Source organism: Mycobacterium sp. AT1 (assembly GCF_002043095.1).
GTDB lineage: Bacteria > Actinomycetota > Actinomycetes > Mycobacteriales > Mycobacteriaceae > Mycobacterium.
The window spans coordinates 1-15,175 of sequence record NZ_MVOC01000081.1; the positions used below are offsets into that span (position 1 = coordinate 1).

Below are 15,175 nucleotides of genomic sequence, written 5' to 3' on the forward strand. Positions count from 1 at the left end.
CAACCTGCCTGGCCATTACAGCTAGCGGAGGCGGCGCAGACCCAGGTACTGCAGGTCCGCCATCACCAAGGTGTAGACGCCGCTGCCGAGCGTCAGCACCACGCCCATGGTGGTCAGCGGCCAGACGCCCGCGAGGACGACGGCCACCGCGGCGACAGTGAAGACGACGTTGCCCGCGACCACGAGGCGGCCTGGCGTGCGGACGTGCGTCAGTCGAGACAGCGCGTACACGGCAATTCCGTACGCGACGAAGAAGGCGGACAGCGCGTACTCGGTCGTCTGCGTGGTGCCCGACAGCTCGGCGATTCGGGGCGCCAACGCAAGGCCCGCGACCCCGATGACGCCGGTGAGCACGGCGTCGAGCCGCATGGCGAACCTCAGGAATGCATCCTTGGTCCCGGTGTGGGCGGTGGCGGTGATGGTGCTCATGAATCTTCCCTTCCTAGTTGAATTTTCGAACATCCGATGGCCGGTGCGGGCCACTCGCGGTGACCTCTCGCCTCGGGCGGCCGCGCACCGGTTCTCCGCGGGTCACGCCAAGCGGCGAACTCCGAGGTACTGCAGGTACGCCAGCCCGAGGGTGGCGGCGACGGTGGCCAGCATCATGGCCACGCCCATCCCGGTGAGCGGCAAGACCCCGGCGGCCACGACCGCGACGACGGCCATCGCGAAGACGACGTTGGCCACGACGATCCCGATGCCGATGCGCCGGACGAACGGCATGGCGGCCATCACGTAGAGCGCGACGCCGTAGACGACAAGTGCTGCCCCGGCCAGCCATTCAGAGGTGGCCGAGAGCCCGGAGAGTCGGGACAGCGGATCGGCCGCCATCGCGACCAGCAGGCCGAGGCCAGCACACACCGTGGCGTCGGCCCGCATGGCGAACCGAAGGAGGCTGTCGGAACTGTCGGACAGAGGTCGGTGAGTAACGGTGGCGGTCATGGCGGGGCTCCTCGACGGTGAGGGATGTGGACCCCTCCGACGATGGTCGGGAAGCACTGCCACCTCGACGCCGAACGCTGCCAAACACTGCCAACTGCAGGTCAGGACGTGTGGTCGACCGCCGTCACCCGACTGCCGCGCAGATCCGCGGCAATGACGCGGGCCGCCGCGTTCTGCCAGTTGTGCAGCGACCGCTGCGGAACCTCCGTCACGAACCACTGCCACGCCCGCTTGGCGACGGGGTCCAGCCCCGCGGCCGTCGCGTTCTGCGCGTACGCCCGCACCCCGACGACGTACGGGAAGTACAGCGAGTTGTAGTGCCGCCACTGCTCGGTGGTGCCGAACTCGCCGCCGTCACGCGGTCTCAACGCCGCGATCCGGTCGGCGAGCAGCGCCCGCAACTCGTTGGCTCGTTCCAGCGGCTGATCGGGCGCGCCGCGGCGAGCCAGCCGCTCGTCGAGGACCGGCAACGCGGTCAGCGGGCTGGCGACCAGTTTGGACAAGTCGCCGTAGTGACCAAGCGCCCGGCGGGTCAACCGGACGAACGTCTCGTCGTCGACGCCGTCCAGCGGACTGTCCGACCGCAGCGGCAGCGCGGCCTCGGTGCGACGCAGCGCGGCCCGGTCGGCCCGCAGGGTGGGCGACCGGGAGAACGCGAGGCGGTCCAGCACGCCCGCCAACGGGTCGGCCATGACGTTGATGCCGATCGCCACCGCAAGGCTGGTGAACAACAGCACCGAGAGCGCAGCGTGTTCGTCGGTGACCGCCATCCCGACGAGCACCTGCCCACCGAAGAGCACGGCCACGACGACGCTCCCCGTGAACGACCGCAGCATGTCGGCCCGCAGCGCCTGACCCTCGTCGAACGAATCCCACAGTGCCACCGCGACACCGAGAAGCAGCACGTCGAAACCCGTGGACGCCAACGCCAACCAGTTCGGCACCAAACCGAGCGGGATCACCAGGATCGCGTTGCCCAACGCGAAGAACAACGTGGCGAGGACGACCGAACCCGTCACCGAGCTGGGCCGTCGTCCCCCGGCGAGCATCCTGCCCATCGCCCCGAGCGTCGCCAACGAGACGACGGCGAACATCACCCAGTGGCCAGTGCGGAGCGGACCGTCGACCGAACCAGCCATCGACGCGCCGAGCAGGGCCAGTGCGGCGACCAGCGCGACCGCCGAGGTCTCTCCGATGCGACCACGCCACGTGTCACCGGGCCGCGTCAGTTCGAGAAGCACCGCGAACCACGCCACTCCTGGCACGACGACGAGGTACACCTCGAGGTGGCTGAGCGTCCCGGCAAGCGACGAGCCGAGATGGCGGACGGCGTCCAGCGCCACCACCATGGCGAAGCTGGTCAGCCCAACCGCGGCGAGCACCAGAACGGGTTTGCGCGGATCACGCGCCAGCAAGTACAGCCCGAGCCACCAGCTCAGGCCGAACACCACTGCGGACATCGCAGCCACGGGTTCAGTCTCGCACGGCGATGAGCGCTTGCGCGAAGAGCTTCACACCCCGTTAGTGCCCGTAGCGCCGGTCCCGCAGCGTGTAGTCGCGCAGCGCGCGCAGGAAGTCGACGCGCCGGAAGGCCGGCCAGTGCGCCTCGGTGAACCACATCTCCGAGTACGCACTCTGCCACAGCAGGAAGCCCGACAGCCGTTGCTCGCCTGAGGTCCTGATCACCAGATCGGGGTCGGGCTGGCCGGAGGTGTAGACGTTCTCGGAGATCGCCTCGACGGTGACCGACTCGACGAGCTGCTCGGCCGTCGCCCCGTTGGCGAGTTCCTTGCTCAGCACGGCGCGCACGGCGTCGGCGATCTCCTGACGTCCGCCGTAACCGACGGCGACGTTGACGTGGAAGGCGCCAACGGGTGCCGTGGCGACGGTGCCGTCCACGGCGTCGCGAAGGCGTCGCGCCGACTCCTGTCCCAGCAACTCGAGGTCGCCGACGGTGCGGACGCTCCAGCGGTTGGCGGGCGCGCAGATCTCCTCGACCACGTCGGTGATGATGCCGATCAGCGACGCCAGCTCGGCGGGGTCGCGCTGCAGGTTCTCGGTCGACAGCAGGTACACGGTCGCCATCTCGACGCCGGTCTCCTGACACCAGCGCAGCATCTCGGCGATCTTCGCGGCACCCATCAGGTAGCCGTAGCTGACGTCCGCGTGACCCTCGTCACGCGCCCATCGTCGGTTTCCGTCGCACAGCACCGCGATGTGCCTTGGCAGTTGGGATTTCGATCGCGACAGCTGGTGGCGCAGCCGTGCCTCGTAGACCCGGTAGGCCGGTTCCTTGAGTCGCGGGGGAATGAGTTCCACGAGGATCAAGACTACTGTGACGTTCGGGTCCACCCATGCCAGATAGCGGAGGCGACATGGCCACTTCGATCGACACGACCGACTCAGATCCGCCGTCCGTCGGCCACCACGAGGCAGAGGATCTGCCCGAGGCCGTTGCGCAGTTCTTCGGTAGGCCACGCGCTCGCGGCTGGATTCACCTCTACTCGGCGGGCGTCGCGACCATCGCGGGCACTGCTCTGGTGTCGGTGTCCTGGGCGCTTGAGGGTCCCCGCGCGGGGCTCGCCACACTGCTCTACACGTTGACCATCGTGGCGATGTTCGCCGTCAGCGCGACCTATCACCGGGTGACGTGGGTGTCGCCGACCAAGCGCAAGTGGATGAAGCGCTTGGACCACTCGATGATCTTCCTGTTCATCGCGGGCAGTTACACGCCGTTCGCCCTGCTGGCCTTGCCGTCGAACCAGGGCATGACGCTGTTCTGGATCGTCTGGGGAGGCGCCATCGCGGGCGTGCTCCTGAAGATGTGCTGGCCGTCGGCGCCGGCGTGGGTGGGCGTGCCCCTCTACCTACTGCTCGGGTGGGTGGCCGCGTTCTTCATCGTGCCGATCATGCACGGTGCGGGCGTGGCGGCCCTGGTGCTGCTGATCGTCGGCGGCGCGCTCTACAGCGTCGGCGGGGTGCTGTACGGACTCAAGTGGCCCAACCCGTGGCCGACGACGTTCGGTCACCACGAGTTCTTCCACGCGTGCACCGCGGTGGCGGCGATCTGCCACTACATCGCGATGTGGTTCGCGGTGTTCTAACTGGCGATTTCGGCGCGCTCCCCCGCGGCCACCGCGGATTTGCGCGCCGAAATCCTGGGAGTGGAACCGTTCGCGGGGGTCGCACCGTCTACTAAGAATGCTGGACGACTTCCTCCGCACTCACGACGGCGTCATCACGACGTCGCACGCCCGCATTCTGGGAATGAGCAACGACGCCCTGGAACGCCGTGCGCGCTCCGGACATTGGCGCCGATGCTCGCAAGGGGTCTACTTCGTCGACGACCGACCGTTCACCGATTCGGCGCGGATCAGGGCCGCGGTGTGGGGTCACGGCCCGCACGCAGTCGCGAGCGGACTGGCGGCCGCCTGGTGGCACGACGTGACCAGGTACGCGCCCGCCGTCGTGGAGGTCACCGTGCCCCGCAACAGCCACGGCCGAGGCCACGAAGGATCACGTGTGCGACGCCGCGACCTGCCGGCGAAGGACGTCGTCGAGCGGCGCGGACTCCAGGTCACTGCCCTCGAACTCACCGTCGTCGAGGCCGCCACCAGACGGGGCGGTGGACCCAAGCTGATGGACTCCGCGCTGCAACGTCACGTCGAGCTGAGTCCGTTGTGGGCGGCGCACCTTCGGAACAAGGGGCGGTATGGCGCGCCCGCTTCCCGGCGACTGCTGCAGGCGGCGGAGAGCGGAGCCCGTTCCGCTGCGGAACGCATGCTGATTCGCTTGCTCGAGGGAGCAGGCATCGAGGGGTGGATCGCCAATCATCCAGTCGCGGGCTACCTCGTCGACCTCGGCTTTCCGGGGTGCTTGGTCGCCATCGAAGTGGACGGCCTGGCATTCCACACGGATTCGGACGACTTTCACCACGACCGCAAGCGACAGAACGCCATCATCCTTGCCGGGTGGCAGGTGCTCCGCTTCACCTGGCTGGACCTGACCGAATATCCCGATCGCGTCATCGCCGAGATCCGCCGGGCGATTTCGGCGCGTTCCTCCGCGGCCACTGCGGATTAGCGCGCCGAAATCGCAAGGGGGGTTAGAGCTGGGTGATGTTCTCCGGGCCCCAATAGGCCTTCATCGCGGTGATGTTGCCGTCGGAGTCGAACGCCATGACGCTGAGGATCTCGATGCGCATCTTGGCGCCCTCACCGAGATCCATGGCCAGCGTCCACAGGTAGGCCGCCTCGTGCCCGAGCGCCCGCAGCGTGATGATCTCGGTCTCGGCCTTCGCGCCGATGACACCGGAGTAGAAGCCCAGGATCGCCTGACGCCCGATGTGCACTTCGCCGCCGACCGGGTCCTCCACCGTGGCGTCGTCGGTGTACAGCTGGGCGATCGCGTCGGGGTTGCCCTCGGACACCAGTTCCAGGTAGCGATTGACGGTCTGCTTGATCAGGTCGGCACTCGGCATGTGCCGCACGCTACACGGGCGCCCGGAGCGCGGCAGCGAGATGCTCGGCGGTCGTGACCGGCAGGTCGCACACGTGGCCGCGGCAGACGTAGGCGGCGTCGCGGCCATCGATCCGGTCGCGGCCGCGCAGCAACGCAGACGAGTCGACCGCTCCCCCGACGACGATCGCCCCGCCGGGCGCCAGACGGCGCGCAGCGTCCAACAGTTCGGAGTCGAGGGGGTCGCACGCCACCGCGATTTGCAGCGGCCCGCGAACGGCGGCCTCCGCCACGGCGAGCCAATGACCGCCCGAGCGTGGCAGTTTGACCAGGATCGGGGTCGCCGCCGCAAGTGAGGCGCGGGCCGCCGACGCGTACCGCTCGGACCCGGTCAGATGCGCGGCGAGCTGCAGCGCTTCGGTGATGAGCGACGCCCCCGCCGGGGTTGCGCCGTCGAGCGGATCCGACGGCCGGATCATCAGACGCTCCGCGTCGTCGGCGGTGTCGAACCAGCGTCCCTCCCGGTCGGGATCGGCGAAGTGGTCGAGCGCGACGTCGAGCAGCCCGGTCGCCGCGGCCAGCCACTCGGGTTCACCGGTCACCTGGTGCAGTGTCAGCAACCCGGTCGCCAGCCCGGCGTGGTCCTCGAGGATGGCTGCGCTGTCACCGACGCGGCCGCCGAGACTGGCGCGCCGAAGGCGGCCGTCGACGACGTGGAGGTCGAGGATCGACCGGGCGCATTGCGTTGCGGCGTCGAGGAATTCGGGACGATCGAGTGCCACTGAGGCATCGACGAGCGCCGTGATGGCGAAACCATTCCATGCCGTCACCACCTTGTCGTCGCGCGCGGGTTGCGGTCGTCCGAGCCGCGCGGCGAGCAGTATCGTGCGCGCCCTCACGAAACGGGACAGCGAGTCGGGGTTGTCACGAAGCTGCAGCACCGAGGTGCCGTGCTCGAACGTTCCGGCCTCCGTGACCCCGAAATAGTATGCCGCCCAAGCACCGTCGGCGTCGCCGAGCACCTCGCGCAGTTGTGCGGGCGTCCACGCGTACGTGAGACCCTCCACCCCGTCGGCGTCGGCGTCGAGCGAGGAGGTGAACATGCCGCCGTCACCGAGGTCGCGCACGATGAACGCCGCCGTCTCGTCGGTGATCTTGCGCGCCAACGTTTCTCCGGATCGGCGCGCCCAATGCGCGTACACCCGCAGCAGCAACGCGTTGTCGTAGAGCATCTTCTCGAAGTGCGGCACCACCCACGACGAGTCCACGCTGTAGCGGGCGAAGCCGCCGGCCAGCTGGTCGTAGATCCCGCCCCGCGCCATCGCGTCGAGCGCCCGCTCGGCCGTCGCGAGCACGCGAGGGTCACCCGTGCGTTCGTAGCTGCGCAGCAGCCCCTCCAGCAACGCCGACGGCGGAAACTTCGGGGCGCCACCGAAACCACCGCGGGCCACGTCCTCGTCGGCCAGCACGCCGGCGACGGCGTGATCGCACACCGCGGGCTCCAACGCGGGACCCCCGCCAGGCAGACCGGACGCCATCGAGGCGAGCTCGCCGGCAATCTCGTCGGAGGCCTGCTCCACCTCGGGGCGACGGTGCCGCCACGTGTCGGCGACGGCGTCGAGCAGCTGCAGGAAGCCGTCCTTCGGGTAGTACGTTCCGCAGAAGAACGGCCGCCCGTCCGGGGTCAGGAAGCACGTCATCGGCCACCCACCCTGACCGGTCAGCGCCACCGTCGCGGACATGTAGACCGCGTCGAGGTCGGGGCGCTCCTCGCGGTCGACCTTGATGCAGACGAAACCGGCGTTCATGACCGCGGCCACGTCGACGTCGGCGAACGATTCGTGCGCCATGACGTGACACCAATGGCAGGCCGCGTAGCCGACCGACAGCAGGATCGGCACGTCGCGCGCCGCCGCCTCCGCGAGCGCCTCCGCCGTCCACTGCTGCCAGTGCACGGGATTGTCCGCGTGCTGGCGAAGGTACGGGCTGGTGGCCTCTCCGAGGGCGTTAACCGCCACCGTCTGGACGCCCTCCCCTGGCCAGGCCCGGATCACCGGGCTCCACGACGGTTCCGTCGTCGACGGCTTGATCGGGTTCGGGATGTTCGGGGTCGAATGACTCCGGCAGCTTCTTGAGGTGCTTGTTCATCGACCAGACCAGCAGGAACGTGCCGATCAGCAGGATCACGATGACCACGAGGCCGAACGGACTGGCCTTGCCGAAGTCGGGACCGGTGTCCCGCGGCGCCTCGTCGGCGAGCAGCCCGACGACGAGCAGAAGGCTGTCGGTCACGGCTCGATCCCGGCGAACAGGTCATCCTCGGGCAGCGTCACGGGGATGCGGGACCGCGACAACTCGTACTCCTCGGTCGGCCACAGCCGCTCCTGCCACTCGATCGGAGTGGTGAAGAAGAAGCTCTTCGGGTCGATCTGCGTGGCGTGCGCGAGCAGCGCCTGGTCGCGCTGACCGAAGTACTTCGCGCATTCGACGCTGGTGGTGATCCGGCTTTCCGTGACGTCGAGCTCGGGGTCCCAGTCCTTGAGCCACTTCTCGAACGGCCCCACCTGGCCATGCCTGGCGAACTCGTCCTGGAACGCCTGCATTCGCTTCCGGAGGAAGCCGTGGTTGTAGTACACCTTCGACACGGCCCACGGCTCACCCGCGTCGGGGAACAGGCGGTAGTCGGCAGCGGCCTCGTAGGCGGCCATCGACACCTCGTGGCAGCGGATGTGATCCGGGTGCGGGTAACCGCCGTTCTCGTCGTACGTGGTCAGCACATGCGGCCTGAACTCGCGGATCGACCGGACCAGCCGCTCGGTGGACTCGACCAGCGGAACCAGCGCGAAACACCCCTCCGGCAGCGGCGGCAGCGGGTCGCCCTCCGGCAGACCGGAGTCGACGAAGCCGAGCCACTCGTGCTCGACGCCGAGGATCTCCGCGGCGCGCGCCATCTCGTCGATTCGGATCTCGTGGATCCGGCCGTGCACCTCTGGCAGGTCCATGGCGGGGTTCAGGATGTCGCCCCGCTCACCGCCGGTCAGCGTCACCACCTTCACGCGGACGCCCTCGTCCACGTACTTGGCCATCGTGGCGGCGCCCTTGCTCGACTCGTCGTCGGGGTGGGCGTGGACCGCCATCAAACGCAGTTCGCTCACGTGTGCCTATCTTGATCTCTCGCCATGGTCGTCACGGTTCAACCAGTTTGGGTGCCCCTATAGTTCCAGTCCTAGTCCAACCATCCGAACTCAGACCCACGCTGACCGTCCCACGGAGGGGTGAAGCACCTCGTGATCGAGCGCCCCGCCGCCCGCTACGGGCGTCAACGGCTGGCCCACAGCTCTCGCCGGCGGCTGGCAGCCGTGCTCTTCGTCGTCATCGTGGTGGCGGGCGTCGCATTGGCGTTCGTCGGCTACCAGCGGCTGGGCACCGCGGAGGTCAAGGGCGAACTGGGCGGCTACCAGCTGCTCGGCGAGAACACCGTCGAGATCACCATCAGCGTCACCCGGGAGGATCCGTCGCGGCCCGTGGTGTGCATCGTCCGCGCCAGGTCGGTCGACGGCGCCGAGATCGGTCGGCGCGAGGTTCTGGTGCCGCCGTCGACCGCCGACACGGTGGTGGTGTCGACGATCGTCAAGGCCACCCGGCAGCCCGTGGTGGGCGACGTCTACGGCTGCGGCACCGACGTCCCCGCCTACCTCCGGGCACCCTGACCGAGGTTTGGCCGACGGGGGCGTCGGGCAACCGTCTGAAGAACGCCGAACAGCCAATACATGAAAAATGGCTGTCCTGGCGGTGCTAAGATGGACGACGTACACGGTTCCTACTGGAGCCGTGTATTGCTGCTTTAATGCGCCCTCAGCGCCTGCGATTGCGGCACACGCCGAATGATCCCGCTGACCGCGCGAGACGAAGACAGGAGCGCCACGACATGACGGATACCCAGGTCACCTGGCTCACCGAAGATGCATTCGACCGGCTGAAGGCCGAGCTCGACCAGCTCATCGCGAACCGACCGATCATCGCCGCCGAGATCAACGATCGACGTGAAGAGGGCGACCTCCGCGAAAACGGCGGCTACCACCAGGCGCGCGAGGATCAGGGGCAGCAGGAAGCCCGGATTCGTCAGCTCCAGGAGCTGCTCAACAACGCCAAGGTGGGCGAGGCCCCCAAGCAGTCCGGCGTCGCCCTTCCCGGCTCGGTCGTCAAGGTCAAGTTCGCAGACGGCGACACCGAGACTTTCCTCATCGGAACCCGCCAGGAAGGCGTGACCGACGGCAAGCTCGAGGTGTACTCGCCGAAGTCACCGCTCGGCGGTGCGATCATCGACGCCAAGGTCGGCGACAAGCGCAGCTACGTCGTGCCCAACGGCAGCACCATCGAGGTCGAGCTGATCAGCGCGGAGCCGTACCACTCCTAGCCCGACAGTCGTTCATGGCGCAGATCGCCGAAGACCTCTTTCTCCTGCTCGTCGACAACGCCACCGCCCAACCCGCGCTGGAACGCCAGCGGCGGGAACGGGTGTTGGCTGCCGGCGTCTTGCTCGACCTCGCGTTGGCGTGCCGAGTTCGGCCGTCCGCTCCCGGTGACGCCGTCGAACCGGGCCGGCTGGTGGCGCTGAGGGCAGGCACTGCCACCGATCCCGTCGTCGAACCGGCATTCGTGCTGCTGCAGAAGCAGCCGCTCTCACCGTCGCGCGCCGTCACGAAGGTGAGCAAGGACGTGCAGGACAACGTGGCACTGCGCCTCGAGCGGCTCGGACAGATCAGCCGCGTTCCGGCGCCGTCGTCGCGCTTCAATCCCTCGTATGCCTGGCCGCTGACACGTCGCGAGCGGGTCGCCGCCGCAAGGACCGATCTGCTGTCGGCGCTGTTCGACCGTCGACCGCCCACGCCGGCCACGGCGGCCATCGTCACCGTGCTGCACGCCGCCGACGGACTCGGGGCGCTGCTGAGCCTCAACGACCGCGGCTGGCGCTGGGTGCACTCACGTGCCACCGAAATCGCCAGCGGCAGCTGGGTCGACGAGTATCCGACGGCGCTGCCCGAGGTCAACCTGGCGGTCACCGCCTCCGCGTTGCGCTCAGCCCTTTCCTAGGGCCTGTTCCAGGTCACCGAGCAGGTCGGCGACGTCCTCGATGCCGACCGACAGCCGGACCAGGTCGTCGGGCACCTCGAGCTGCGAACCCGCCGTGGACGCATGGGTCATCGCTCCGGGATGCTCGATGAGCGACTCCACCCCGCCGAGAGACTCGGCGAGGATGAAGATCTCTGTCCGCGCGCACAACTGATGCGCGGCGTCCCTTCCGCCCTTGAGCCTGGCCGACACCATGCCGCCGAAGCCGGACATCTGCCGGGCCGCGACGTCGTGGTTGGGGTGGCTCGCCAAGCCCGGGTAGAGCACCGCGCCGACGGCGGCGTGCTCGGCGAGGAACTCGGCCACTCGAGCGCCGTTGGCGCTGTGTCGCTCCATCCGCAGCGACAGCGTCTTCAGCCCGCGCATCGTCAGGTAGGCGTCGAACGGGCCGGGCACCGCGCCGGCGCCGTTCTGCAGGAACGCGAACGCGTCGTCGAGTTCCTCGTCATTGGTCAGCAGTGCGCCGCCGACGACGTCGGAGTGTCCGCCGATGTACTTGGTGGTGGAGTGCAGCACGATGTCGGCGCCGAGGGCCAACGGTTGCTGCAGGGCCGGCGAGGCAAAGGTGTTGTCCACCAACACCTTCACACCGGCGTCCGACGCCAGCTGGGCGATTCCCGCGATGTCGGCGATCGACAGCAGCGGGTTGGTGGGCGTCTCCACCCACACCAGCTTGGTCGCGGGCGTGATCGCGGCGCGTACCGCGTCGAGATCGGTCAGCGCGACGGGGGTGTGCGTCACGCCCCACTGCGTGAACACCTTGTCGATCAGCCGGAACGTGCCGCCGTAGGCGTCGTCGGGGATGACGACGTGGTCGCCGGGACGCAGCACGGCCCGAAGCGTGCAGTCGGTGGCCGCCATGCCCGAGCTGAAGGCCCGCCCGAACGTGGCGCCCTCCACCGCCGCCAGGCCCGCCTCGAGCGCCGCGCGCGTCGGGTTGCCGGTGCGGGCGTACTCGTAACCGCCACGGAGCCCGCCGACGCCGTCTTGGGCGAAGGTGGAACTCGCGTAGATGGGCGCGTTGACCGCGCCGGTCGCCGGATCTGGTCGGTAGCCGGCGTGGATGGCCCTGGTCGCGGGACCGTAGGCGCGGTACGCATCTGCCTTGGAACGCTGCTCACTCATCGCCATTCAGGGTAACGGTGTCGAGTATCGGCGAGCGCCGGTGTAGAACAAACAGCATGTCCACGACGATCGAAAGTCTCCTCGACCTCGACACGCTGCTGACGCCCGAGGACCTCGAGCTGCGCACCATGGTCCGGCAGTTCGGCGAGTCCCGGTTGCGGCCGCACATCGCCGAGTGGTTCGAGACCGGCGAGGTTCCCGTCCGCGACCTCGCCGTCGAGATCGGCAAGCTGGGGCTGCTCGGCATGCACCTGCAGGGGTACGGCTGTAGCGGGTCGTCGGCCACCGCCTACGGGCTGGTGTGCCAGGAGCTTGAGGCCGTCGACAGTGGCCTGCGCAGTCTGGTGTCGGTGCAGGGCTCCCTCGCGATGTTCGCCATTCACCGCTGGGGCAGCGAGGAGCAGCGCGAGCAATGGCTCCCCGGGATGGCGGCGGGCGAACTGATCGGCTGCTTCGGGCTGACGGAACCGGACTTCGGATCCAACCCCGGTGGCATGCGGACGACCGCCCGGCGCGACGGATCCGACTGGATTCTCAACGGGTCGAAGATGTGGATCACCAACGCTTCCATCGCCGACGTGGCGATCGTGTGGGCCCGCGCCGACGAAGGCGTGATCGGGTTCGCCGTCCCCACGACGACGCCCGGCTTCAGCGCCCGGGAGATGACCCACAAGATGTCGCTGCGGGCCTCGGTCACCTCGGAGTTCAGCCTCGACGACGTCCGCCTGCCCGATGATGCGAAACTTCCTGGCGCACGCGGCTTGTCGGGACCGTTGGCCTGCCTGTCAGAGGCACGGTTCGGCATCGTGTTCGGCGCGGTGGGCGCGGCAAGGGACTGCCTGGAGACGGCGTTGGACTACGTCGGCACCAGGGAGGTCTTCGACAAGCCGCTGGCCGGCTACCAGTTGACTCAGGCCAAGATCGCCGACATGGCAGTCGAACTGGGCAAGGCGCAACTGCTGGCGTTGCACCTCGGCAAGCTCAAGGACGACGGCAAGATCAAGCCCGAACAGGTCAGCTTCGGCAAGCTCAACAACGTGCGGGAAGCGATCAAGATTGCCCGGCAGTGTCGAACACTGTTGGGCGCCAACGGAATCACATTGGAGTACCCGGTGATCCGCCATGCCAACAACCTCGAGTCGGTGCTGACGTACGAGGGCACCTCGGAAGTACACCAATTGGTGATCGGCGAGGCGTTGACGGGCGTCAGCGCGTTCCGCTGACCACCGTCGACGACAGCTTGTCGGCGAAGGTCTGACGCCTGCGGTCCCACAGCGGCCACAGGAAGCCGACGCCGAGGGACACGACGTCGACGAGGTGGGTCAGATGGCGAATCACCGAGCGCCAGAAACCAATCGGTCGCAGCGTCGTCACGTCGAGCACCTGGATCTTCAGCAGGCTCTTGCCGACGCTGGAACCGGAGCGTCCCTGGCGCAGGCCGAAGTTCCACACCGCGTAGCCGACGACCAACAGCCAGCAGGCGACGAAGCACCACCAACCCACCGTGGTCGCGCCCGAATCACCACATTGCGGGCCGAGATCGCGCACGGACGGATCCCCGTCGCACGACGGGTTTCGCGTCACCCACACCAGCCCGACGGCCAGGAGCGCCACCGCCACGATGGGGAGCCAATCCACCGCGGCCGCCGCCACCCGGCGCGGCCACGAAGCATGGCTCGACATCTCCACGGGAAGCGAACGACTCACGGTTCGACGCTACCGAACGACGATGCCGCCTGCCCGCGCACGGCGGACAGGCGGCATCGTCGAGGCGATCAGAGCGGAACGCAGACCGTCTTGATCAGCTTGTCCACCAAGGACTGACGTTTCTGGTCCCACAGCGGAAACAGCACGGCGACGAGCCAGGGGATGAAGCACACGGCGTAGGCCACGATGTAGATCAGCTCGCGGACGAACGACTTGCCGAAGCCGATCGGCTGGCCCGTCTCCTCGCCGACGACCTTGAACTTCATGATGCCCTTGCCGACGCTGGAGCCCGTGTTGCCCTGCTTGAGGCCGAGGTTCCAGATCAGGTAGGCCAGCGAGACGAGCTCCAGCACCCCGTAGATCGCCCAGGCCACGCCCGAAGGACCGTTGCTGCCCGTGGCACAGAAGTCACCGAGCTGGTACTCGGAATCGTCGGTGATGCAGACGGTTTCGACCTTCTGAAGAGTGACCAGGAAGATCGAGCCGATGCCCGAGAGGATCGCGACGGGAGCCCAGTCGATCAACCACGCAAGAACTCGGGTGAGCCACGGCGTGTACTGCTCGGGCCCGCTGCCGTATCCACCGCCGACCCCGTATCCACCGGGCTGCGCGTAGCCACCGCCGGGAGGCGGAGGCACGTATCCCCCGCCGGGAGGCGGAGGCGCCGGATACCCACCCTCCGGCGGCGGCGGGTAGTTGCCACCGGGAGGGGGTGAGGACGGGAAGTCACCGGGAGGCGGCGATGGATTCGTCATCTCGGTCCTGCCTTTCGTGGGCGTAGAGGGCAGCGTACGAGGGCACGATCAACCGGACCGCCGTTTTGCTGCAAGCCCATGGTCGGTCACGGGGTCAGTGGTGCGACCTGTCCGCCCGTCAGCTTTCGGTAGGCGTGCACGAGGAACAGTGCGGCGACCGGAGCTGCGACCAGAAGGCCGATACCGCAGAGCAGCGCGCCGACACCGACGATGACGAGAGTGATCAGCCAGGTGAGCAGCGCCGGAACGAAGTTGGCCTTGACGATGTCGATGCTCGCCTTGATGCCGTCGATCGGGGACAACCCGCGCTCGACGATCGAGACCGTCGTGAACAGCGTGAAGATGGTGACGATGAGACCCGGGATCACGCAGAGGAACGAGCCGATCGAGCTGGCGATGCCGACGAGCAGGCTGGCGATCAGCACGCTGCCGACGTTGCGCGGCTTGAAGAACGAGCCGATCTCGACCGGTGTCCCGTTGGCGATGTCCAGCAGACCGCCGTAGTAGGCCGACGAGATGGCGCCGCCCACGACGAACAGCACCAGGTAGCCGAGGAGCATGGTGATGATGCTTGCCACGCCAAGGCCCGCGCTGAACGAGTAACTCGCTCCGCCGTCATAGGAGTCGTAGCTGCTTTCCGACGTCGGGGCCAAAGCACCCGAGGCGAAGGTGATGATCCCGTAGAGCGCGCCGAGCACGAGCCCGTAGACCAGCGTCGGCACGATGAGCACGACGGCGTTCTTGCTGAACTTGTTCCACGCCCAGCCGAACGTCTCGCCGATGTCGACCCCGGAGTTGCCGGCCGGCGGGTAGCCGCCGTAACCAGCCTGCGGCGGGTAACCACCCTGCGGCTGGCCCCAATCACCCTGCGGCGGCGGGTAACTGCCAGGAGGGGGCGGTGCGTAGCCACCCTGCGGCGGCGGAGGCGGCGGGTAGTTGCCCTGCGGAGGCGGCGGGTAATTGCCATGCGGCGGAGGGGGCGGCGCGCCATAACCACCCTGCGGAGGCGGCGCTCCGTAGCCACCCTGGGGAGGGGGCGGCGGGTAGTTGCCCTG

Annotated in this window: 18 protein-coding genes; 6 read left to right on the forward strand and 12 right to left on the reverse strand. The window is 68.2% G+C overall.

Translation table 11 applies throughout. The annotated features are described in order from the left end of the window. Positions 1-21: 21 nt before the first annotated feature. The 4 genes from B1790_RS31200 to B1790_RS31215 all read right to left on the reverse strand — a co-directional run bounded on the left by B1790_RS31200 (position 22) and on the right by B1790_RS31215 (position 3,261). Positions 22-429 (reverse strand): hypothetical protein, encoded by a 408-nt coding sequence (locus B1790_RS31200; RefSeq protein ID WP_079927157.1) that lies wholly within the window; start codon positions 427-429, stop codon positions 22-24. Positions 430-531: 102 nt separating this feature from the next. Beyond that, positions 532-942, reverse strand: a complete 411-nt coding sequence (locus B1790_RS31205; protein ID WP_079927158.1) for a hypothetical protein — start codon at positions 940-942, stop codon at positions 532-534. A gap of 101 nt (positions 943-1,043) precedes the next feature. Beyond that, entirely contained in the window at positions 1,044-2,411 is a 1,368-nt protein-coding gene (locus B1790_RS31210) for a hypothetical protein (protein ID WP_079927159.1), read from the reverse strand. A gap of 52 nt (positions 2,412-2,463) precedes the next feature. Next, a complete protein-coding gene (locus B1790_RS31215; RefSeq protein WP_198952171.1) occupies positions 2,464-3,261 on the reverse strand; it encodes a (2Z,6E)-farnesyl diphosphate synthase in 798 nt (265 codons plus the stop codon). A 56-nt stretch (positions 3,262-3,317) separates the two neighbouring features. Between B1790_RS31215 and B1790_RS31220 the strand changes: the two genes are divergently transcribed. Together B1790_RS31220 and B1790_RS31225 are read left to right on the forward strand one after the other, a co-directional pair. Next, positions 3,318-4,046, forward strand: a complete 729-nt coding sequence (locus B1790_RS31220) for a hemolysin III family protein (protein ID WP_079927160.1) — start codon at positions 3,318-3,320, stop codon at positions 4,044-4,046. Between the two features lie 97 nt (positions 4,047-4,143). Then, positions 4,144-5,025: a DUF559 domain-containing protein gene (locus B1790_RS31225; protein ID WP_079927161.1), complete on the forward strand. Its 882-nt coding sequence runs from the start codon at positions 4,144-4,146 to the stop codon at positions 5,023-5,025. Positions 5,026-5,047: 22 nt separating this feature from the next. On the opposite strand, the gene B1790_RS31230 is transcribed toward B1790_RS31225, so the two are convergent. Genes B1790_RS31230 through mca form a run of 4 tightly spaced genes read right to left on the reverse strand, consistent with a single transcriptional unit; the run spans position 5,048 to position 8,555 of the window. After that, positions 5,048-5,422 carry a nuclear transport factor 2 family protein gene (locus B1790_RS31230; RefSeq protein ID WP_079927168.1) on the reverse strand — a complete coding sequence of 125 codons (375 nt, stop codon included), beginning with the start codon at positions 5,420-5,422 and terminating at the stop codon, positions 5,048-5,050. Between the two features lie 10 nt (positions 5,423-5,432). After that, positions 5,433-7,418 (reverse strand): thioredoxin domain-containing protein, encoded by a 1,986-nt coding sequence (locus B1790_RS31235; protein WP_142271604.1) that lies wholly within the window; start codon positions 7,416-7,418, stop codon positions 5,433-5,435. Beyond that, a complete protein-coding gene (locus tag B1790_RS31240; protein WP_079927162.1) occupies positions 7,408-7,692 on the reverse strand; it encodes a hypothetical protein in 285 nt (94 codons plus the stop codon). The genes B1790_RS31235 and B1790_RS31240 overlap by 11 nt, the downstream gene beginning before the upstream one ends. Next, complete coding sequence (gene mca / locus B1790_RS31245) at positions 7,689-8,555, reverse strand: mycothiol conjugate amidase Mca (protein ID WP_079927163.1); 867 nt, start codon at positions 8,553-8,555, stop codon at positions 7,689-7,691. The genes B1790_RS31240 and mca overlap by 4 nt, the downstream gene beginning before the upstream one ends. 132 nt (positions 8,556-8,687) lie before the next feature. Between mca and B1790_RS31250 the strand changes: the two genes are divergently transcribed. The 3 genes from B1790_RS31250 (at position 8,688) to B1790_RS31260 (ending at position 10,494) form a co-directional block, all read left to right on the forward strand. After that, positions 8,688-9,110 (forward strand): DUF4307 domain-containing protein, encoded by a 423-nt coding sequence (locus B1790_RS31250; RefSeq protein WP_079927170.1) that lies wholly within the window; start codon positions 8,688-8,690, stop codon positions 9,108-9,110. 218 nt (positions 9,111-9,328) lie between these two features. Next, on the forward strand, positions 9,329-9,817 hold the full coding sequence (greA, locus tag B1790_RS31255; RefSeq protein WP_079927164.1) for a transcription elongation factor GreA: 489 nt from the start codon (positions 9,329-9,331) through the stop codon (positions 9,815-9,817). A 14-nt stretch (positions 9,818-9,831) separates the two neighbouring features. Further along, the gene (locus tag B1790_RS31260; RefSeq protein ID WP_079927165.1) at positions 9,832-10,494 is read left to right on the forward strand and encodes a GPP34 family phosphoprotein; all 663 of its coding nucleotides are present in this window, start codon (positions 9,832-9,834) and stop codon (positions 10,492-10,494) included. Here B1790_RS31260 and B1790_RS31265 read toward each other — a convergent pair. After that, complete coding sequence (locus tag B1790_RS31265) at positions 10,480-11,658, reverse strand: cystathionine gamma-synthase (protein ID WP_079927171.1); 1,179 nt, start codon at positions 11,656-11,658, stop codon at positions 10,480-10,482. The genes B1790_RS31260 and B1790_RS31265 overlap by 15 nt on opposite strands. A 56-nt stretch (positions 11,659-11,714) precedes the next feature. On the opposite strand from B1790_RS31265, the gene B1790_RS31270 reads away from it, so the two are divergent. Next, entirely contained in the window at positions 11,715-12,881 is a 1,167-nt protein-coding gene (locus B1790_RS31270) for an acyl-CoA dehydrogenase family protein (protein ID WP_142271605.1), read from the forward strand. Here the strand turns inward: B1790_RS31270 and B1790_RS31275 are convergent. The 3 genes from B1790_RS31275 to B1790_RS31285 all read right to left on the reverse strand — a co-directional run. Further along, positions 12,865-13,365: an RDD family protein gene (locus B1790_RS31275; RefSeq protein ID WP_233165401.1), complete on the reverse strand. Its 501-nt coding sequence runs from the start codon at positions 13,363-13,365 to the stop codon at positions 12,865-12,867. The genes B1790_RS31270 and B1790_RS31275 overlap by 17 nt on opposite strands. Before the next feature lie 68 nt (positions 13,366-13,433). Then, positions 13,434-14,120, reverse strand: coding sequence for an RDD family protein (locus B1790_RS31280; RefSeq protein WP_079927166.1), 687 nt, complete (start codon positions 14,118-14,120; stop codon positions 13,434-13,436). 86 nt (positions 14,121-14,206) lie between these two features. Then, on the reverse strand, positions 14,207-15,175 hold a 969-nt coding region (locus B1790_RS31285), incomplete at its 5' end, for a hypothetical protein (RefSeq protein ID WP_079927174.1).